24 protein-coding genes are annotated in these 19,583 nt (G+C 25.6%); 1 reads left to right on the plus strand and 23 read right to left on the minus strand.

Features of this window, described 5'->3' with window-relative positions:
- Positions 1-111: 111 nt before the first annotated feature.
- From J2Z25_RS09020 to dapF, 9 genes are all read right to left on the minus strand, one after another.
- Positions 112-741 (minus strand): hypothetical protein, encoded by a 630-nt coding sequence (locus tag J2Z25_RS09020; protein WP_209739966.1) that lies wholly within the window; start codon positions 739-741, stop codon positions 112-114.
- Between the two features lie 2 nt (positions 742-743).
- Positions 744-1,184, minus strand: coding sequence for a hypothetical protein (locus J2Z25_RS09025; protein WP_209739968.1), 441 nt, complete (start codon positions 1,182-1,184; stop codon positions 744-746).
- Positions 1,175-1,705, minus strand: coding sequence for a prepilin-type N-terminal cleavage/methylation domain-containing protein (locus J2Z25_RS09030; protein ID WP_209739970.1), 531 nt, complete (start codon positions 1,703-1,705; stop codon positions 1,175-1,177). The genes J2Z25_RS09025 and J2Z25_RS09030 overlap by 10 nt, the downstream gene beginning before the upstream one ends.
- Positions 1,662-2,102: a type II secretion system protein gene (locus tag J2Z25_RS09035; RefSeq protein WP_209739972.1), complete on the minus strand. Its 441-nt coding sequence runs from the start codon at positions 2,100-2,102 to the stop codon at positions 1,662-1,664. The genes J2Z25_RS09030 and J2Z25_RS09035 overlap by 44 nt, the downstream gene beginning before the upstream one ends.
- Entirely contained in the window at positions 2,099-2,572 is a 474-nt protein-coding gene (locus J2Z25_RS09040; protein WP_209739975.1) for a type II secretion system protein, read from the minus strand. Before J2Z25_RS09040 ends, J2Z25_RS09035 begins: the two co-directional genes overlap by 4 nt.
- Positions 2,572-3,624 (minus strand): type II secretion system F family protein, encoded by a 1,053-nt coding sequence (locus tag J2Z25_RS09045; protein ID WP_097032914.1) that lies wholly within the window; start codon positions 3,622-3,624, stop codon positions 2,572-2,574. The genes J2Z25_RS09040 and J2Z25_RS09045 overlap by 1 nt, the downstream gene beginning before the upstream one ends.
- Positions 3,599-4,987, minus strand: coding sequence for a GspE/PulE family protein (locus J2Z25_RS09050; RefSeq protein ID WP_209739978.1), 1,389 nt, complete (start codon positions 4,985-4,987; stop codon positions 3,599-3,601). The genes J2Z25_RS09045 and J2Z25_RS09050 overlap by 26 nt, the downstream gene beginning before the upstream one ends.
- A gap of 95 nt (positions 4,988-5,082) precedes the next feature.
- Positions 5,083-6,069, minus strand: coding sequence for a hypothetical protein (locus tag J2Z25_RS09055; protein WP_209739980.1), 987 nt, complete (start codon positions 6,067-6,069; stop codon positions 5,083-5,085).
- A gap of 12 nt (positions 6,070-6,081) precedes the next feature.
- A complete protein-coding gene (gene dapF, locus J2Z25_RS09060; protein WP_209739983.1) occupies positions 6,082-6,906 on the minus strand; it encodes a diaminopimelate epimerase in 825 nt (274 codons plus the stop codon).
- A gap of 97 nt (positions 6,907-7,003) precedes the next feature.
- On the opposite strand from dapF, the gene J2Z25_RS09065 reads away from it, so the two are divergent.
- The gene (locus J2Z25_RS09065) at positions 7,004-8,749 is read left to right on the plus strand and encodes an Rqc2 family fibronectin-binding protein (RefSeq protein ID WP_209739986.1); all 1,746 of its coding nucleotides are present in this window, start codon (positions 7,004-7,006) and stop codon (positions 8,747-8,749) included.
- Positions 8,750-8,881: 132 nt separating this feature from the next.
- Here J2Z25_RS09065 and J2Z25_RS09070 read toward each other — a convergent pair whose 3' ends face one another.
- The 14 genes from J2Z25_RS09070 to mraY form a co-directional block, all read right to left on the minus strand.
- Positions 8,882-10,039, minus strand: a complete 1,158-nt coding sequence (locus tag J2Z25_RS09070) for a THUMP domain-containing class I SAM-dependent RNA methyltransferase (RefSeq protein WP_209739988.1) — start codon at positions 10,037-10,039, stop codon at positions 8,882-8,884.
- An 11-nt stretch (positions 10,040-10,050) separates the two neighbouring features.
- Positions 10,051-10,590: a bifunctional pyr operon transcriptional regulator/uracil phosphoribosyltransferase PyrR gene (gene pyrR / locus J2Z25_RS09075; protein WP_099346244.1), complete on the minus strand. Its 540-nt coding sequence runs from the start codon at positions 10,588-10,590 to the stop codon at positions 10,051-10,053.
- Between the two features lie 11 nt (positions 10,591-10,601).
- The gene (locus J2Z25_RS09080) at positions 10,602-11,519 is read right to left on the minus strand and encodes an RluA family pseudouridine synthase (RefSeq protein ID WP_209739991.1); all 918 of its coding nucleotides are present in this window, start codon (positions 11,517-11,519) and stop codon (positions 10,602-10,604) included.
- 135 nt (positions 11,520-11,654) lie between these two features.
- Complete coding sequence (locus J2Z25_RS09085) at positions 11,655-12,248, minus strand: DivIVA domain-containing protein (protein WP_008679171.1); 594 nt, start codon at positions 12,246-12,248, stop codon at positions 11,655-11,657.
- A 17-nt stretch (positions 12,249-12,265) separates the two neighbouring features.
- The gene (locus tag J2Z25_RS09090; protein ID WP_209739993.1) at positions 12,266-13,036 is read right to left on the minus strand and encodes a YlmH family RNA-binding protein; all 771 of its coding nucleotides are present in this window, start codon (positions 13,034-13,036) and stop codon (positions 12,266-12,268) included.
- The gene (locus J2Z25_RS18980; RefSeq protein WP_425340182.1) at positions 13,036-13,284 is read right to left on the minus strand and encodes a YggT family protein; all 249 of its coding nucleotides are present in this window, start codon (positions 13,282-13,284) and stop codon (positions 13,036-13,038) included. The genes J2Z25_RS09090 and J2Z25_RS18980 overlap by 1 nt, the downstream gene beginning before the upstream one ends.
- Before the next feature lie 12 nt (positions 13,285-13,296).
- A complete protein-coding gene (locus J2Z25_RS09100) occupies positions 13,297-13,749 on the minus strand; it encodes a cell division protein SepF (protein WP_008679174.1) in 453 nt (150 codons plus the stop codon).
- A complete protein-coding gene (locus tag J2Z25_RS09105) occupies positions 13,742-14,419 on the minus strand; it encodes a YggS family pyridoxal phosphate-dependent enzyme (RefSeq protein ID WP_097032904.1) in 678 nt (225 codons plus the stop codon). Before J2Z25_RS09105 ends, J2Z25_RS09100 begins: the two co-directional genes overlap by 8 nt.
- Positions 14,420-14,512: 93 nt before the next feature.
- Positions 14,513-15,247 (minus strand): DUF881 domain-containing protein, encoded by a 735-nt coding sequence (locus J2Z25_RS09110; protein ID WP_209739995.1) that lies wholly within the window; start codon positions 15,245-15,247, stop codon positions 14,513-14,515.
- Positions 15,248-15,598 (minus strand): small basic family protein, encoded by a 351-nt coding sequence (locus J2Z25_RS09115; RefSeq protein ID WP_008679180.1) that lies wholly within the window; start codon positions 15,596-15,598, stop codon positions 15,248-15,250.
- A gap of 15 nt (positions 15,599-15,613) precedes the next feature.
- A complete protein-coding gene (locus J2Z25_RS09120) occupies positions 15,614-16,333 on the minus strand; it encodes a DUF881 domain-containing protein (protein WP_209739997.1) in 720 nt (239 codons plus the stop codon).
- Between the two features lie 16 nt (positions 16,334-16,349).
- The gene (locus J2Z25_RS09125; protein WP_008679183.1) at positions 16,350-17,099 is read right to left on the minus strand and encodes a cell division protein FtsQ/DivIB; all 750 of its coding nucleotides are present in this window, start codon (positions 17,097-17,099) and stop codon (positions 16,350-16,352) included.
- A gap of 356 nt (positions 17,100-17,455) precedes the next feature.
- Positions 17,456-18,574, minus strand: coding sequence for a stage V sporulation protein E (gene spoVE / locus J2Z25_RS09130; protein WP_008679184.1), 1,119 nt, complete (start codon positions 18,572-18,574; stop codon positions 17,456-17,458).
- A 22-nt stretch (positions 18,575-18,596) separates the two neighbouring features.
- Complete coding sequence (mraY, locus tag J2Z25_RS09135) at positions 18,597-19,571, minus strand: phospho-N-acetylmuramoyl-pentapeptide-transferase (RefSeq protein ID WP_008679186.1); 975 nt, start codon at positions 19,569-19,571, stop codon at positions 18,597-18,599.
- Positions 19,572-19,583: the final 12 nt, after the last annotated feature.

Below are 19,583 nucleotides of genomic sequence, written 5' to 3' on the forward strand. Positions count from 1 at the left end.
GATGTAGGAATGATTATAATATTTAACAGTATTAGTATTGATATTAATTGATTATTCTTCTTATTTTCATTTAAATCTAATCTCTCTATAAACTCATTTGGTATAAAATTCTTATTTCTTAAATATTTCTTCATAAACTTTTTCTCCTATATTTATAATATAGTCATAATTATTAATAGTTATATCTTCGATACCTTTATCTATAATTAACTTTTTATTTTGATTTTTATATTCTATTATAAATTTATTTATATCTGTAGCATCATTAGTTATATAAGAATTTTCAATGACTCCATTTTCTATATTTATCAAGTGGAATAAGTCTTTTATTCTATATATTATTATCGAATACTTACCTCCTCTTACTTTCTTTATTACATATTTTCTTATTAAGAACTGTATTGGCTCTACTTGAATATGAGTAATATTTGTACAAGATTTAATAAATCTATTATATCTTATAGAATAAATATAGATAATTTTAGAGTTTTTTAAAAACTCATAATGAAACAACAAATTCTTCTTATCTGAAAAGTCCTCTGAAATCTTTTTTTCAATAAACTTATCAACACTTATTCTCTTATTAAGTATTTCATATTTTTTAATAAATATTGATTGAGATAAGATTAATAATCTTCTTTTGTTCCCTAGTTTTTCTAATAGTAAATTTATATTATAGTTATCATATTCCTGTCCCTTATAATAATATTTATTATTAAATATACCTATAGAATTAACCATTTTTACTCCTTAATATAAATATATTTTGTTTTATAAGTAGTTGGGGTAAAGTAAGCTTTATTTCCAATTTCATTTTTCTTTAGCTCAATATACATAACTGAATTTTCCTTCTGTCTTGTTAAATAATAACTTCCATCTTTATATTCAAAATTTAAGCTTTTTAATTCTGGGTATTCTTCAGATTTTTTCTTACTTACTTTTTGTAAAAGTTCTTTCTGATCTAATTTATTATCTTCAGCCAAAGTATTTATAAGTTCTAAAACTCTTTCTTCTTCAACTTCCAGAGTATATAAGTCTCTATATGTTTTAAAATTTTGAGATTTTATATAGTTATTGTATATTATTTTTATTGAAAGATTTACTATAGCAAGAACAAATAAGAATACTATTAAACTTTCAATAAAGACATATCCCCTCTTTTTAGAAATACTTTTTATATGCATATTATTCTTTCCTCGCTATCAAGACTATTTATCTTTAAATAATATATTTTATCTTTTTTTATTATTGTAAAATCAGAAACTCTTCTCATTATTATATTAATCCCTTTTCTTTTATTATCTATATATGTTTCTAAAACTATTTTTTTATTTATATTATCTAAGAAAATTCTTTTCTCCTTAACTTCATTTTTATTATGATCAATTTTGTATATAATTTTTATCATAGCATTATTATTTAAATCATTTTCTTGAATCTCTATTGATTTAACCATTTGCGTCTTTAATAACCTATCAATATTTAATAATGCATCATCAAAAGAATCTTGTGATACTGAATTTTTTATTAAATTTGTATAATTTTTATTAGCAGTCAATGCAATTTTAAAAGATAAGCCAAGTAAAATTAATTGAATAAACATAACTAATATAAGTTCTATTAAAGTAAAGCCTCTCTTTCTTTTATTATCTTTAACAAATTTATTTCTTTTCCATCCAATAAGATTTAATAAACTCTCTTTCACATAAAGTACCTCCTTCTTCATCATTAATTCTTATTTTTAACGAAATTGCTTTTGAAGATTTTTCCCCAGTGAAAATAGAATTACTTAACTTCTCTATTATAACGCCATTACCTCTCTCCATATTTAATATAGGTGTATTAGTAAGTTTATTTAAAATATCTTTTGAGTATTTATATGATATTTTATTTTCATTAAAAGCTCTATTTAGTTCATCCAATGTAACATTATATTTTATTTCACTTTCTATTGAATAAGCTACTCTATCTGCTTGATTTTCTATATTTCTAATTTTTCTAGATCTAGCTGCAGCTATTCCAATTTCTACCGCTATCGTTGCTGCAATTAATAAAATTGCAAGAGCTAATATACTTTCAACCAAAGTGCTTCCTTTTTTCAATCTATTATATCTCCTTCATTTTCATCTGTATCATTTAACCTTATAATATCATTTCCAACAGATACCCTTATTTCTATAAGTTTATCCTTATATGATAAACTTATAGTTCCAGCTGTCTTTATAAAGCCTTGCTTATTAATATTATTAATCCCATTCTGAAAATTTGATGTTACTTTAATATTATCATCCAAATTTAATATTTTTGTTAATTTATGATTTCTTTCAACCACTTCAAATACAACTTCCTTTTTATTCTTACTTATAGCAATATTTCCTATAACTTCATTTTTCCTACAATAGCTCTTTGCAAAACTTAGCAATCCTCTAACTTCATATACATTATTTTGAAGCTTTAAACTTTCAATTTTATCCTTAAAATATTTAACTCCACTAAATCCAACTGTTGAAAGTAGTGTAATTATTGACAATACAACTATTAACTCTATAAGTGTATAACCTTTCTTTCTCATCATAACCCACCATCTAATAATGAACTAAATAAAGGGACAATAAATATCATTAAAAACGCTATTACACAAGCCCCCATAATCAAAATTGATGCTGGTTGTAAAATTGCCATATACCTATTTATATCTGATAATAACTTCTTTTCTAAATGATCAGAAAGCGATTTCATTCTTTCATCCATAGATCCACCTTCTTCTCCTAGCTTTATAATAGATGTTGTATAATTACAATAGTAACCATGTTTCTTTAAGCTTTCAGATATTGTTTCACCTCTCAATATACTTGAGTTTAAGAGCAAAAATCGTTCTTTTAAAGCTGAATTTTTAAAGCTAGTTGCAGAGTATACTAATCCATTTGATAAATTTACACCACTTCTAATTATTATAGATAGAAGTGAAATAAAAATAAATTCATTAAATTCTCTAATTATTGCTATTTTATTAAATAAAGCTTTAATATAATTTTTAAGATAAAACTTATATATTATATATGGCAGTAAAATTCCCCAAGAAAGAAAATATATAAAAGAATATATAGGATTAGTTTTTATATAATTTACAAGATCATATAGAAACTTACATACACTAGGTATCTCAATATTTAAATTAATATAAAACTCATATAAACTTGGTATAGTTACAAAAGCAATAAATATAAAAACTGTAATAATAGATATGAACAATAAAATTGGGTATGCTAAAACATTTTTAATTGTAGATTTGAAAAAGCTAATTTTATCATAGTACTCTTCTAAACCTTTTAACACTTCTGATAAGTTACCACTTTTTTCTCCCATCGAGACCATTCCAACAAAAAACTCTGGATATAAATCATTGAATTCATTAAAACTATCATTTAATGATTTACCTTCAGCAATAAAGTTTTTTATATTTCTTATACTTTCTTTATAAGTTTTTCTTAATGGTAATTCCGTAAGTAAATCCATCATAATTAAAAGTGAAATTCCTTCTTTATGAAGCATTGCCATGTTTCCTGATAATAAGCTTAAGCTATTAAAATCTGATTTATTAAATATTAATTTTATTTTCTTCATAATTAAGACCTTCTTCTATTAAAAAATTATTGTAATCCATAATTGATATTTTTCCATTAGTTAATAAATCATTTAAGCTATCTATCATTTCTTCATTATTTAACCCTCCTATTTCCTGGAAAATATTTGAAACTTGTTTTTTAATTTCTTTATCAATAAATACAACTGAACTTACTACTTTTCTTCCTTTATAACCTGTATAGTTACAATTACTACATCCTACCCCTTTGTAATTTATCATTTCATTCCCTTTAAATATAAACTTTATATCTTCTTTTTTACAATTATCACAGAATACTCTTATTAGTCTTTGAGATACTATTCCAATTAGAGAATCTTTAATTAGATATTGTTTCACACCCATATCTTCAAGTCTAAAATATACTTCTTGTGGAGTTTTTGTATGAATTGTCGAATATACTTTATGCCCTGTTAACGATGCAGTAACTGCCATATTAGCAGTTTCTTCATCTCTAATTTCTCCTATCATAAGAACATCAGGATCTTGCCTTAATATACTTCTGAGTCCAGTTGCAAATGTAATATTTGCTTTCCTATTTAAACTCACTTGATTTACTCCTTTAATTATTACTTCTACTGGATCTTCTAAAGTTGTGATATTGATATCTTTTTTGTTAATTTCTTTTAAGATACAATATAATGAACTTGATTTTCCACTTCCTGTAGGACCATTTATAATTACTAATCCATTTTTTAATGCAATTATTTTTTTTAATTTCTTCATTTGGTTTACATTTAAATTTAAACTACTAATATTATAATTAAATATTTCTCCATATAGGATTCTAATTACTAGTTTCTCTCCATAAATTATCGGAATAGTAGATAATCTTAAATCATAATTTTTTCCATTTACTTTTATTAAACTTTTACCATCTTGAGGTCTTCTTTTCTCCGTGATATCCATATTCCCGCATACTTTTATTTTAGATAATAATTTTTGATATTCTTCATTTTTTATCTTCGTAAATCCTATTAATACACCATCAACTCTAAATCTTATGAAAACGTCTTCTTTTCGAGGTTCAAAATGAATATCCGATGCATTTAATTCTATTGCTTTAAGCAATAATATATCAAATAACTCCTCTAATTCTCCTAAAAAGATATTCTTAATTAGTTCATTAATAAAGTCTTCACTTAATTTTATTATTTTTGCTCTTTTATTAAATAAAAACTCTACTTCTTCTTTATTATCTAATGTCTCATTAGATGTTACTACAATTACTTTATCTTCTTTTATCATAATAGGTAAACATTTGTTTTCTATAGCCTTTAATTTCTTTAATTTTCTAGCTATTTCTAAGTTAACTTTCTCTAAATCAAATTCAAAAATACTCATATAATATCACCATTTAAATTAATGTCCAACAATGGTAAAATTATACATATATTCTTAAATAAAAAAGATATTTATAAAATAAATTATAAATATCTTTATCTGCACTCTATAAAATTGTATGTTCCTGAAGCACCATCAATTATACTTATAGCATCATCAGTACATCTATATATTCTTTCTACTTTAACATCTTCACCACCAACAAAGATTATATTACCATCCTTATCTTTAGAAAGACCTTTTTCTAAGTTTATTAATTTAGGAAAATCATACACTAATCTTTTAGCTTTCCTATCATGATATTTATATAATGAATAGTTGTTATTTTCCAATTTACCTAATATAAATATTCCCTCTTGAGTAGACTCAACATCACTAACATCCAATACATCTTCTATTACTTCATTAACTTCTCCATCTTCATCTATTACTTTTAATATCTTTTGTTTTCCTTCTTTTTCTTGCACAAAAACTATTCCATTATCTAAAACTTTTAAAAATTCAACATATCCTAAATCTAATTTGTATAAAAGTTTTTCTTCATTGCTATCAATGTTATAAGTAAATATACCATTAGTTTTATCTTCTCTTATTCCATAATAAACCAAGGTATTTCCATTTAGCCAATCAATTAACTCTCCTGAAATTGCAACCTTGGTATCAATTGATATATTCTTATTTTTAGATAAATCCTTTATTTTTAAATCTAAGTACTCATCCTTTAAAAAATACGCTAAATATTCACCATTTTTAGCTAGTTTAGGTGAAATAACTATTTTTTCTTCTTCTATATTTTCTTCTTTTCCTAGATAATTTATTTTATATTCACCATTTTCATTATATATAAAATTACCACTTTCTAAATCATAAGCTGTAATTATATATTCAGTATCTACTTTTTCATATTTATCATTTGTTAAATTATAAATTTTGTATTCTCCTGAATTTTCTATGGCAACTGCTCCATTTAGTATATCTACTTTATTTTTTTCTTCTACTTTATTTTTACATCCATAAAGAAATATACTTATTAACAAAATAAAATTAACAAGGAAAATATTCCTTATCCTTTTTTTATTCATCTTTTACCTCTTCTAATTAATATAGTTCCCTTTACAAATAAACTCTGCTGAACCTATCATATATACATCATTATTTATAATCTCTACTGCTAAACTTCCTCCTAAAGTTTCTACATTAACCTTATTTGAGCATAATCCTAATTTTTTTAAAGCTACAACTGAAGCACAACATCCTGTTCCACAAGCTAAAGTAGCTCCTGCACCTCTTTCCCAAGTTTTTACCTCTATATTGTTAATATCAATAACTTTAACAAAGTTAACATTTGTTCCTTCAATAAATAAATTGTTTTTTTCTATATCTTTTCCTTCAATGACATCATATTCATCATTATTATTAATTAAGATAGTATGAGGTACTCCCATTAATAAGGCTGTTAATTTATATTCCTTTTCTTTAATTTTAATCACTTCATTTATTAATGAATTTTTATTATTTAAAGGAATATCTTTTCCATCAAAACTTGCCTTTCCCATATTAACTTTAACTAATTCAACCTTATTTTTATCATTAATATAAAGTTCTACGCACTTTATTCCATCTCCAGTTTCTATGCTAATTATATTTTTTTCTACTAAGCCATACTCGTATAAATATTTAGCAAAGCACCTAATAGCATTACCACACATATTAGCACGAGATCCATCACTATTTATTATTACCATTTTAGCATCTGCAATATTAGATTTTCTTATTATAACTAATCCATCTGCTCCTATTCCAAATCTTCTATTACAAATTTTTTTAGCAATTTCAGTTTCAGTTTTAATTAATGTATTTTCATTATCTATAATAATAATAAAATCATTTCCTAATCCTTGCATTTTTATAAAATTCATAAAAACTCCCCCTCTTAACTTTATATGCCCCATTGATAAGTTTACTAATTAAGTGTTATACTATCTTTATCTTATTACCAAAGAAAGGATGATACTTATGGCTTTGGATGGTATCTACTTATATAGTTTAGTATATGATTTAAAAAAATCAATATTGAACTGTAAAATAGATAAAATTAATCAACCAGAAAAAGATGAAGTAATTTTAACTCTAAGAAAAGATAGAAAAAATATAAAATTATTAATTTCAGCTTCTTCTAAGTTTCCTAGAATTCATTTAACTAATATAAGTAAACCAAACCCCTTGCAAGCACCAATGTTTACAATGGTTATGAGGAAATATCTAATTGGTGGTCGAATAACAGATATAACTCAATTAAATGGTGATAGAATTCTTCAATTACATATTGAGTCTACTGATGAATTAGGATTCGATAGTAAATATATATTAATAGTTGAAATTATGGGAAGACACAGTAATATAACTCTTGTTAGAGAAAGAGACAATAAAGTCATGGAATGTATTAAGCATATTTCTGCTGATATAAATACTTTCAGAGTTTTATATCCTGGTGTAAATTATGTATATCCTCCAAACTCTAACAAATTAAATCCTTTTAACTTCTCAATTAACGATTTTAATTCATATTTAAATAATAATGATATAAGTATTGATGAAGGAATATTTTCAAGGATATTTACTGGAATAAGTAAATCTCTATCAATAAGTATATATGAAAATCTCCTACAAGATAATAATACCATAAATCGAGAAAATATTTTTAATTTCTTTAAAAATTTTATAAAAAATTTAGAAAGCAGTTTTAATTTTAAAATTTATAGAAATAATGAAGTTTTCAAGGATTTTCACTGTATTAAATTAAGTAATTTAGAAAGTATTTATTCTTCAATATCTTTTAAAAATCCAAGTGAATTACTTGATGAATTTTTCACAGTAAAAGATAAACAAGATAGACTATTAAATAGATCTACAGATTTACAAAGATTAATTTCAACTAACATAGATAGGTGTAATAATAAAACTAAAAAATTAAAAAATATTCTTAAAGAATGTGAAGAGAAAGAAAATTATAAGATTAACGGTGATTTATTAACTTCATATATTTATATGTTGAAAAAAGGATTAAAAGAAATATCCTTATTAAACTTTTATACTGATGAAGAAGAATATATAACTATAACGCTAGATGAAAATAAAACACCATCTGAAAATATACAATATTTTTATAAAAAATATAATAAACTAAAAAAGTCTGAAGAATCTGCATTAGAACAATTGAAAAAAAATGAAGAAGAACTTCAATACCTAAACTCAGTTATGACGAATATCCTAAACTGTGAAAGCTATATTGAAATAGACGATATAAAAAAAGAATTAATTGAAACTGGATACTTAAAATTCAAAAATACTAATAAAAATAATAAAAAAGATAAATCGTCTAAACCTATACATTTGCTTTCTTCTGATGGAATAGACATTTATATTGGTAAAAATAATATTCAAAATGATTATTTAACTTTAAAATTTGCTAATAAAAATCATATGTGGCTTCATACAAAAAATATTCCTGGATCACATGTTATTCTTTGTAGTGACAATCCATCCGATGTAGCTTTAGAAGAAGCTGGCATACTTGCTGCTTATTATAGCAAAGCTAAGAATTCTACAAAAGTTCCTGTTGATTATACTACAGTAAAAAACTTAAAGAAACCTAATGGGTCAAAGCCAGGTATGGTTATATATCATACTAATTACACTTTATATACAGAGCCATCGTTATATAATAATTTTAAAATTGAAAACAATAAAATAATAAAATAATAAAAAAGAAACCATATTTGTAAATACAAAATATGGTTTCTTTTTTATAGTTCTCAATAAAGTTTTATACACAATTGAATACAACAATAAATAATAATATCTTAATATTTATCGTATTACATGACTTAAATGTTATATATGGTTTATAAGCATATCCCCATCATTTTTAATAAGTTCATTATCAAAATATTGATAATAATAACATTTTATTTTACCATTGTATAATTTTCTATTTTTACTTGACTTCTTTCCAAATGGTCCTTCAAATCCTTCGTAAGATGTAAGAATATTGTAATCCCAATTGAAAAATTTCTTTTTAAAGCTTCCAAAAATTTTATATAATTGTTCTACTTCTTTCTTTTCTCCTAATCTTTCTCCATATGGTGGATTAGAAACTATAAATCCATATTTATTACTATTTGAAAAATCCTTAAAATCTCTTCTTTGGAATTCAATATATTTTGAAACTCCAGCCTTTTCAGCATTACTTCTTGCTACTTTAAGAATTCGTCCATCTATATCATATCCTATTAATTTTATATCTTTATTTTTAATTGCTCTTTCAGCACCTTCTCTTACTTGTTCAAAAACATCTGAATCCATTGTTGGCCAAGTTTCACATGTAAAACTTCTACACATTCCAGGTGCGATATTTTGCATAATCATAGCTGCTTCTATAAGTATAGTACCTGAACCGCAAAATGGATCAACTAAAATAAATTCTTCTTTCCATCTTGAAATAAGTACCATAGCTGCTGCTAGAGTTTCTTTAAGTGGTGCTGCTCCAGCCTCTTCTCTATATCCTCTCTTATGCAATCCTGGTCCTGATGTATCTATAGTTAATGTTACTACATCCTTTAAAATTGATACTTCAATTTTATATAATGGACCACTTTCTTCAAATTGGCTTATTCCATAAGAATTGCTCATACTATCTACAATAGCTTTTTTTACTATAGATTGACAATCTGGAACGCTATGTAAAGTTGATTTTACAGATTTACCATTAACATGCATTATCCCATCTTTAGGTATTATATCACTCCATTTTATGTTCTTTGTACCTTGGAAGAGTTCTTCAAAACTTCTTGCTTCGAACTCTCCCATTTTTATTAATACTCTATCTGCAGTTCTTAAATGGATATTAGCTATTGCAATATCCATTTCATCTCCACTAAAATGAACTTTACCATTTTCTGTTCTTAAATCTTCATATCCTAAAGCTTTTAATTCTTTTGCTGTAATACCTTCTAGCCCAAAGGTAGTAGTTGCAATTAAGTTATATTCCATGTTTTTCTCCTCTAATTTCCTTCGTAAATTTTCACTGAATCATTTCCATCGATTTCTGCTATTTCAACTGCTATTATTTCACTCTTAGATGTAGGAAGATTCTTTCCTACATAATCAGCTCTTATTGGTAGTTCCTTATGTCCTCTATCTACTAATACAGCAAGTTGTATTTGTTCTGGTCTTCCAGAATCAATTATAGCATCAATTGCTGCCCTTACTGTTCTACAAGTATATAAAACATCATCTACTAAGATAACTTTTCTTCCTATAACCTCTACCCCTAAATCAATATTATTAACTCTTGGTGTATCTTTTATTTCTGTAATATCATCTCTATATAAAGTTATATCTACATAACCTACAGGGACCTTTATACCTTCTATACTTTCTATATTTCTTGCAATTCTTTCTGCTAAAGGATACCCTCTTCTTTTAATCCCTACTAAAACTATGTTTTCTATCCCTTTATTTTTTTCTATTATTTCATGAGAGATTCTTATTAGTGTTCTTTTGATAGCTTTATCATCTAATAAATTTGCTTTTAATTTCATTTAACCCACCTCTATTTTCTTATATTTTCTAATAGTTCTAAATAATATTTAGGTAATTCTGAATCAAACTCTATATACTTATTACTTCTTGGATGAATAAATCCTAAAGTTTTTGCATGTAGTACTTGCCCTTGTAATTTAAATTTTTGCTTCTTATTACTATTGTAAAGAGGGTCTCCAACTAAAGGATGACCAATAGAAGCCATATGAACTCTTATTTGATGTGTTCTTCCAGTTTCTAAAGTACATTTTACTAAAGCAGTTCCATTATTATATTGTTCTAGTACATTATAATGAGTTACTGCTCTTTTACCATCCTCCATTATAGCCATTTTTAATCTATCTTTTTTATTTCTTCCTATTGGCTTATCTACAGTACCTTCGATCTTACTAAATTTACCTTCAACTAGAGCATAATATTCTCTTTTGATACTATGATCCTTAAATTGTTTAGCTAAATGATTATGTGCATCATCATTTTTTGCAATAACTAATATTCCCGATGTATCTTTGTCTATTCTATGAACTATCCCTGGCCTTATGACTCCATTTATACCTGATAGATCTTTGCAGTGATAAAGTAATCCATTTACTAATGTACCACTATAATTCCCTGGTGCCGGATGTACAACTACTCCTTGAGGTTTATTTAAAACTATTATATCTTCATCTTCATATACTATGTTAAGATCTATATCTTCTGGCTCAACATAAAGCTCAATTGGTTCTGGCACACCTACAATAATTTCATCATGATTTCTTAATTTATAATTACTCTTTATTTCTTTATTGTTTACTAATACAGCGCCTGAATCAATTAATCCTTGTATAAATGATCTTGATTTTCCTTCTATAATATTAGATAAATATTTATCTATTCTAATCCCTATATTTTCTTCTTCAGTTATTTTAAATACTAGTTCATCCATTAATACAAATCTCCATTTTCTTCATAATTGTTAACATATTATAATTCTTAACACATTATAATACATTAAAACATTACACTCAATAGTTTAAAATTTATTAAAAATAAAAAATCCGTATTAAACGGATTTTATGTATTAGTTTTTAGCGAAAAAGCTTTTTATCTCGTCCATATCCTCAGTATAAACTTCTTCTAATTCTTCTATGTTTTTACTGGATAGTTCTATATTTTTTTCGATAGCTACTTCTTCTAATGGCTCTGCAATACTATAATTTTTAGTTAAATCTTTTTCTAATTCATCAAAAGTTTCAGTTTGAGCATTCATAAAGTTTCTAAATTTAGCTCTAAACTTAACAAATTCTTGTTTAACTTTTTCATATTCATCATTTATTGAAACTACATCATTATGAGCCTTATCTAAAATTTTCTTAGCTACATCATTAGCATTTTTTAAAATCATATCTGATTCCTTTTGAGATGCTTCTCTAGCTTGCTCAGCTGCATTTTGGGCTAATAATAACGTATTTTGAATAGTATTTTCTATTTTAACATAATGTTCTAATTTTTCATTTACTCTTGATAGGTTTTCTTTTAATCTTGAATTTTCTTTATAAAGCTCTTCATAATTTTCTATAATTTCATTTATAAATTCATCAACCTCATCACAATCGTATCCTCTAAATCCCTTTTTAAATTCTTTGTTACTTATATCCATTGGAGTAAGCTTCATAAAATCACCTCTACACATTATATATATTTTTTAATTACAATTCTCTGTTTACCACTTCTAGTTCCGCCAATAACATCTCCAATTATAAATTTTCCAATTCCTCTAATTGTAACTCTAGTGTCTTTTACAATGTCTTGACTTTTGTCTTTTGCTTTTACATAATTTATTAAAACCTTACCACTATCTATAAGCTCAATAGCTTTTGCTCTTGACAGGCTAGAGAGTTTTGCAACAATGCTATCTGCTCGTAAAGAAGAAACATTAATAACTATTTCTTCAAAATTAACAGATGGTATATCACTAATATTATCTATAATTTTTATCTCTATTGGTGATTTTCCTATATGAGATAAATTATTTATTATATAATCACTTATTTCTTCTAAAACAGGCAAATAAGCCTTATTTTCTTTTACAATTATATCTCCTAATTTATTACGTTCAATTCCTAATGATAAAATTGAGCCTAAATAATCCTTATGCTTTAAATTAGAAAAATTTGATTTATTCTTAATTTCTAATATTTTTATAGGATAATCAACATTGTAAAGATTATTAAAACAAATCATTCTTCTTTCACTTTCTTCAAAGAAACCATTTGCTTCAAACATAACTTCATTATTACTACAATAATTTTCAAAAAAGCTCCATATATTAGGTGAATAAAAGCTACTTGTAAAAACAGTTATGTCTTTTCCGTAAGCTAGCTTATATTTTTCATATATTTTTATAGCTTCCTTTGCATCATCTTCATTAAAACTTTTTAGTATTGTTTCTTTTTTAATCATTAAAATAACATCCTAATATAAGATAATAACATAATAGCAAACAATGGTGAAAAGTCTATCATACTATTTCTTAAAATTTTATCTTGTAAAAACCTAAAAGGCTTTAATATCGGATTATTAAATAATGCAATTAGCTCATAAAAAGCACTTTCTCTAATACTTGGTAAAATAGACATTATAACTTCTGCAAAGATAGTTATTTCTAAAACTCTTGTTATTAAATTTATTGCTGTAAATATTATTCCTATTTAAATCTCCTCCTACTTGTTCCAATTAAATAATGCCTTTGAACTAAGTTCATTTTTTAATTCATTTGTAACTTCTACATTTGAAGGTGATAATAAGTAAACTCTTTGTTCTATTTCTTGTAAAGTAGCACCTAAAACATAACAAGATCCACTAATAAAATCTACTAATCTTTGTGCTATTTTTGTTTCTAAAGTAGTTGCATTAACTAAAACTATTTTTCTTGCTTTTATAGCATCTGCTATTTCTCTAGCGTCGTCATAATTTGTAGGTTTTGTTACCATAACTTTGGCAGTTGATGCAGTATGTATATTTACTACTTTATTTCCTTTTTGCTTTGATATAATTGGTTCAATTTCTTCTTGTACTTCTTCTTCTTCCACTTCAGTATCTTCTAAATCCTCAAAATCATCCTCATATTCACCAAGACCAATTATTTCTTTAAACTTTCCAAACATATTACCCATTCTTCAATCCTCCCACTACATTTCTTTTACCAAATATTCCTTCTCCAACTCTTATTAAGTTAGAGCCTTCTTCAATAGCTATTTCATAATCATTTGTCATTCCCATAGATAAAATCTCCATAGAAATATTTTTATATGATTTTTTACTTAAATCATCATATATACTTTTCATTTTTTTAAAATAATATCTATTTGTATTTTCATTTCCTTTTGGAATTATGGCCATTAATCCTTTAACCTTGCAATTATTGCAAATTTCAATTTCATTTATCAAATCATTTAGCTCTTCTTCAAAAATTCCACTTTTGCTTTCTTCTTTACCTATATTTATTTGAATTAAAAGATTAGCTGTACAATTTTTTTTAGAAAATTCACTTTCTATCTTGTTTAATAACTTAATACTTGATAAAGAATGTATTAAGTGAACTTTACCAACTAAATATTTTACTTTATTAGTTTGTAAGCTACCTATAAAATGCCATCTTATATCTTTTTCAAGAGATTCCTCTTTATCAATAAGTTCTTGAACTTTATTTTCTCCAAAATCTCTTTGACCAGTTTTATATGCTATTTCTATATCTTCTATAGGTTTAGTTTTTGAAACTGCTACTAGTGTGACATCCTTAGGTAAACTTCTTCTCAATTTAATTATATTTTCTTCTATATCCAAGTCATTTCCTCCTAAAGAAGTTATTTACACATTGTAAATATTCTTCAAAAAAACTTAAATTCCTTCAATTTTAAAATATTTTTTAATAAAATTTTATTTTTCTTCATATCTTTGCATATATCTTGCTTCTACACTTTGCTTTGTAGCAGGAATAATTATTTCATCCCTTATTTCTATTTCTACTTTTATCTTTCTTATAATCAATTTTTGTATAAAACCATTTTCTGCTAGTAGATATGCTTTCATTTCTTCTGGATTTCCTATAGCATAAATATAAAATGGAGCATAAGTGCTTGATTCATCTTCAAATCCTATATGAGCAGAATAACACTTTACTCCTGTATTAGGTAATATTCTATGATTATTCATAGTAATTGCCTCTGCTCCTGCATTTCTTAGTTCATTTAAAACCATTGATAGGTCATTTTCATGAAATATCTTTCTCCATATTTCATAATCAGCATCTAATTTTCGGTCTATATCTCCATCTTTTATCTCTATTACTAAACCTGGCCCTTTAACTGATGTAATTCCACTTAAGGCTCCATAATCAAACAATTGATTTTTCATATCTTCTACTAATTTTTTATTTTTTTCAGGATCATTCCCTTTATATTTACTTATTTTATATCTATAATCTATATTTTCACTTTTTATCTTTTCTATTTCATTATATAAAGTACTTCTTTCTTCTACTGCATTTTTATATTCTAATGCATTTAAAGATATATTTATTTGTGTATTATTTAAATTAATAGTGTTTACTATAAGAAATCCTGTTATCATTGCAGCTATTAAAATAAAAAATCCGGATTTTGTATTCTTCATTTATTCACCTCGCTTACGAGATTTTAGCCTTTCAATTAGTAGTCTTCTTATAACTGCAAAGTTATCAAATATTCTACCTCCAAAAACAATAACTGCTGCTATATACATTGGAATTCCAAGTTTATCTCCTAAATATGCAAGACCTGCTGCTAATACTGCATTACCAAAAAATCCTGAAATAAATATATCTGACTTAAAGTTTTTTGATAAGGATGCTCTTACTGCTCCAAAAACAGAATCCAAACACGCTAAAATTGCAACGGACATATAGGGAGATAATGTATCTGGTATATTTACATCTAATAATAATCCTAAGAGCACACCTATTAATAATCCTATAAATGCTATCATAAAAATCTCCCTTCTTTAATTCACAGGCTTAACAAATTCACTTTTTAAAGACTGTGTAGTTTTATTTATAATAATTTCATCACTATCATCTACTTTAATGTCATAACTTTTTAATGCCCCATACTCTAACACTCCAATAAAATTTATTGAAGTTTTTAACGCTTGCTTATCACCTATAGCTTTTATTACTATCTTATCATTTGGATCTATTTGTCCAGCAGTTCCTACCCAAATCCAATTACCTGAATTTTTAATACCACTTTGAGGAGTAACTCTATAATCATTTACAGATATTGCCTCTGCCTTTACGTATCTAAGAGTATTAACTATATGCATTATTTCATCTTCACTAATAATTCTAGTTACATTTGAGTTATTTGATCCAAATATATTATTTTTAGAAGTAATAGTTATAGTTATCCCCGGCCCCTTAACGTCTACTAATCCTAAGTTCATTCTTGCATTATCAAGTTGTTTTTTTATTTCCGCTTCAACTTCGCCTTCCTTAGATGCAGTTTCTTCTAATTGTTTTAATTCCTCTGATAAGCTACTATTTGATTTAATTAATTCTTCTTTTTCTTTCTTTAAAGCCTCTATTTCAGCATTTATATTTAAATTTTGTGATTCTATATTACTCTTATTTCTTTCATTTAACAGCTTAAATTGATGTGCAAGTAAAAACCCAAGAAACGCGCAAACAATAGCAATAAATATTTGTGATGTTGCTCTTTTCATATAGTTTCCCCCTTATCTAGTTAATTTGCTTTATAACTGGTGGTCCATTAAAACTCATATCAATATAACCTTTTGAAATAACTCCTTGTTCAATAGCGTTAAGTGCTAAATTCATTTTATCTATTAAGTCACTGCTATCTCCAATCATTATTTCTACATTTTGAATATAACAAACTATATTGTTCAAATCTTCAATATCTATTTGAGAAAAAACATATTCTTGTGGCATAGCTTCTATTATGTTATAAAATTTTTCTAGCGTATCTGGAATATTTACATCATCTGATATCTTATCTCCAACAACTTTACCAGATAAATCAATTCCTATTAACTTAATTAAATTTCTATCATCCATTGCAGCTAATTCTTCAACTACTACCCCTTCATTATTAATAGCTTTTATTTTTCCATCACTTTCAAAATAATATGCAATTTTATTTTCTTTTATATTTATATTTAAAGAATTTATTCCTTTTTTATTAACCTTTATTTCTTTTATATATGGATTTTCTCTTAACTCTTTTTCTATTTCGTTATAATCTATAGTAAATATATTTTGACCTATATGATATTTTAATTTTTCTTGTAAACTATCATTAGATAATGTAACTAATCCACTTATATTTATTTTCTTTAGATTGAAAATTGGAGATTTATATATGAATATTATAATACCGATTATAATAACAAATAATCCTAATATTAATCTCTTAAATATTTTATTTCTCTTTTTTCTTCTTATAAATTTATTCGACTTATTCTTCATAATTCCCCTACTTTTACATAATATAATGACATAATATAATAATATCACTTTCTGGGTATTTTTTCATTATTATTTTTACTAAATTTAAATTTTTTATAATAATTTAATATTTTTTTAATTTTTTAATACCTAAAAAGGGATTATAGATTTACCTCTTTATTATATAATTTATAATTTATAATTTATTTATATAGATTAACTTAAAAGTGAAGTAAGAAAAATTTAAAGTAACATATCTACTTAAAAAGTATTAAATTTACAAATTCCTTATATAATATCAGTTTGAAACACGTTAAATTTCAACTAACTAAAAAAGAGTAAGAATTTTAATATCCTACTCTTTCCTTATTATATAGTTATACTTCTTTTCCTTGTACTTGCCTTGATATGTTCAAAAGTATTCCCATTGCCATCATGTTTATTACTAACGATGTTCCACCATAACTAATAAAAGGCATTGGTACACCAGTTACAGGCATTGATCCTGTTACAACCGCAATATTAATAATTGCTTGAACCGCAATTATAGATGTTATTCCTATGGATAAAAGTGTTCCATAAGTATCCTTAGCTTTCATAGCAACTTTAATTCCCCTCCAAACAAAGAATACAAATAAAGCAACTATAAATAAACATCCAATTAATCCAAGTTCTTCTCCTATAATAGAGAAAATAAAATCATTATGTGGTTCTGGCATATATAAAGTTTTTTGTCTTGACTGTCCAAGACCAAGTCCTGTTATTCCTCCAGCTCCTAGGGCGTAAAATGATTGAATTAATTGATAACCATCTCCAGCTGGATCTTTCCATGGATTTAAAAAGTTAAGCATTCTTGCTCTTCTATAATCTTCTCCAAATATAAAAAACATAACTGCAACTAATAATACTGGGGCAACTTTTCCAAATAAATCTTGGATTCTTCCACCTGCTACAAATAACATTATAAATGTAACTATCATTATAATAGCTGCTATACTTAAGTTTTTTTCTAATAATATCATACCTGCAAAAAAACCTGATACTCCTAAATACGGTACTATACCAGTCCAGAACTTTTTAACTCCATCTCCCTTTAAGTCTAAGCTCATTGCTAAAAATAAAACTACTACATATTTAGTTAGCTCAGACGGCTGAAAAGATAACGGTCCAAGTTGTATCCATCTCTTTGCTCCATTTACTGCTGGAAAGAAAAATACTGCTACTAGTAATGGTATAGTCACAATTAAAAGATGAGGAGTAATTTTTTTCAGCTTATGGTAATCTAAGTTAGCCATAATTCCCATAACAGCTAACCCACTAATAGCCCAAATCAATTGCTTTTTTAAATATACCATGCTATCACCCTCTTTAAACATAGCATAATATGAACTTGCTGAATATATCATAATTACTCCTATTGCTAATAGCAATATAACAGCATAAAATATACCATAGTCAATTTCGCCCATTTTTACTTTGGGCCTTTTTTCTCTCATAAAAACTCCTCCAATCTAGTGATTAAAGGGCTATAAATCCTATAAAGCATAATATTACAGTTATTATAGAAAAAACTGTAACTATTTTTGTTTCACTCCATCCTACTTGCTCAAAATGATGATGAATTGGTGCCATTTTAAATAATCTTTTTCCTCTTAACTTATATGATGAAACTTGTAAAATTACTGATAAAGTTTCAAATACATAAATTCCACCAACAATAACTAATATTAAAGGCAGTTCTAAAACTAATGCAATAGTTGCTATTGCACCTCCAATTGCTAAAGATCCAGTGTCACCCATAAATACTTTTGCAGGATATGCATTAAACTTTAAAAATCCTAACAATCCTCCTGCTAATACAATTGAAAATACTGCTAATGATTCATGCTTCATTGTAAATGCTATAACTGCAAAAAATGTTAACACTAAAACACTAACTGTAGATGCTAATCCATCTAATCCATCTGTTAAATTTACTGCATTTGTTGCACCAGCATAATACACTATTACAAAAGGAATATAAAGAATTCCAAGTGGAATTTTTGTATCTATAAATGGTATTCTTAAAGCAGTTCCTAAATTAACATATCCATATACTGCAATTGCAGTTGAAAAAATGATTAATAGCAACATTTTTTGCCATGCTTTTAAACCTTCATTTTGTTTCTTTATAATTTTTAGGATATCATCTAAAAATCCTATAAATCCAAAGGCAAGTAATGAATATAGTGCAATCATTGCTTCATCTGTAGGACTAAATCTCATTACCACCATAACTATTGCTGTTGAAATTATAAATATAATTCCTCCTATAGTTGGAGTTCCTGCTTTTTTTAGATGGCTTTGAGGCCCTTCTTTTCTTATATTTTGACCAAACTTTAATCTTCTAAGCATTGGTATTGTTATAGGACCTAGTATTAATGATACTATAAACGCTAGTACTAATCCTATTGTTAAGTTCGACGTAAATATGTCTATTAATTTATCCCCCATTGTACCTGCCTA

Source organism: Clostridium tertium (genome assembly GCF_017873245.1).
In the GTDB taxonomy this organism is placed as follows: domain Bacteria; phylum Bacillota; class Clostridia; order Clostridiales; family Clostridiaceae; genus Clostridium; species Clostridium tertium.

Bases quoted from the DNA above. Each gene is read 5' to 3' on its own strand.
- J2Z25_RS09020 (WP_209739966.1), bottom strand. From the start codon at position 741: ATGGTTAATTCTATAGGTATATTTAATAATAAATATTATTATAAGGGA.
- J2Z25_RS09025 (WP_209739968.1), bottom strand. From the start codon at position 1,184: ATGCATATAAAAAGTATTTCTAAAAAGAGGGGATATGTCTTTATTGAA.
- J2Z25_RS09040 (WP_209739975.1), bottom strand. From the start codon at position 2,572: ATGAGAAAGAAAGGTTATACACTTATAGAGTTAATAGTTGTATTGTCA.
- J2Z25_RS09045 (WP_097032914.1), bottom strand. From the start codon at position 3,624: ATGAAGAAAATAAAATTAATATTTAATAAATCAGATTTTAATAGCTTA.
- J2Z25_RS09050 (WP_209739978.1), bottom strand. From the start codon at position 4,987: ATGAGTATTTTTGAATTTGATTTAGAGAAAGTTAACTTAGAAATAGCT.
- J2Z25_RS09055 (WP_209739980.1), bottom strand. From the start codon at position 6,069: ATGAATAAAAAAAGGATAAGGAATATTTTCCTTGTTAATTTTATTTTG.
- dapF (WP_209739983.1), bottom strand. From the start codon at position 6,906: ATGAATTTTATAAAAATGCAAGGATTAGGAAATGATTTTATTATTATT.
- J2Z25_RS09065 (WP_209739986.1), top strand. From the start codon at position 7,004: ATGGCTTTGGATGGTATCTACTTATATAGTTTAGTATATGATTTAAAA.
- J2Z25_RS09070 (WP_209739988.1), bottom strand. From the start codon at position 10,039: ATGGAATATAACTTAATTGCAACTACTACCTTTGGGCTAGAAGGTATT.
- pyrR (WP_099346244.1), bottom strand. From the start codon at position 10,590: ATGAAATTAAAAGCAAATTTATTAGATGATAAAGCTATCAAAAGAACA.
- J2Z25_RS09080 (WP_209739991.1), bottom strand. From the start codon at position 11,519: ATGGATGAACTAGTATTTAAAATAACTGAAGAAGAAAATATAGGGATT.
- J2Z25_RS09085 (WP_008679171.1), bottom strand. From the start codon at position 12,248: ATGAAGCTTACTCCAATGGATATAAGTAACAAAGAATTTAAAAAGGGA.
- J2Z25_RS09090 (WP_209739993.1), bottom strand. From the start codon at position 13,036: ATGATTAAAAAAGAAACAATACTAAAAAGTTTTAATGAAGATGATGCA.
- J2Z25_RS09100 (WP_008679174.1), bottom strand. From the start codon at position 13,749: ATGGGTAATATGTTTGGAAAGTTTAAAGAAATAATTGGTCTTGGTGAA.
- J2Z25_RS09110 (WP_209739995.1), bottom strand. From the start codon at position 15,247: ATGAAGAATACAAAATCCGGATTTTTTATTTTAATAGCTGCAATGATA.
- J2Z25_RS09115 (WP_008679180.1), bottom strand. From the start codon at position 15,598: ATGATAGCATTTATAGGATTATTAATAGGTGTGCTCTTAGGATTATTA.
- J2Z25_RS09120 (WP_209739997.1), bottom strand. From the start codon at position 16,333: ATGAAAAGAGCAACATCACAAATATTTATTGCTATTGTTTGCGCGTTT.
- J2Z25_RS09125 (WP_008679183.1), bottom strand. From the start codon at position 17,099: ATGAAGAATAAGTCGAATAAATTTATAAGAAGAAAAAAGAGAAATAAA.
- spoVE (WP_008679184.1), bottom strand. From the start codon at position 18,574: ATGAGAGAAAAAAGGCCCAAAGTAAAAATGGGCGAAATTGACTATGGT.
- mraY (WP_008679186.1), bottom strand. From the start codon at position 19,571: ATGGGGGATAAATTAATAGACATATTTACGTCGAACTTAACAATAGGA.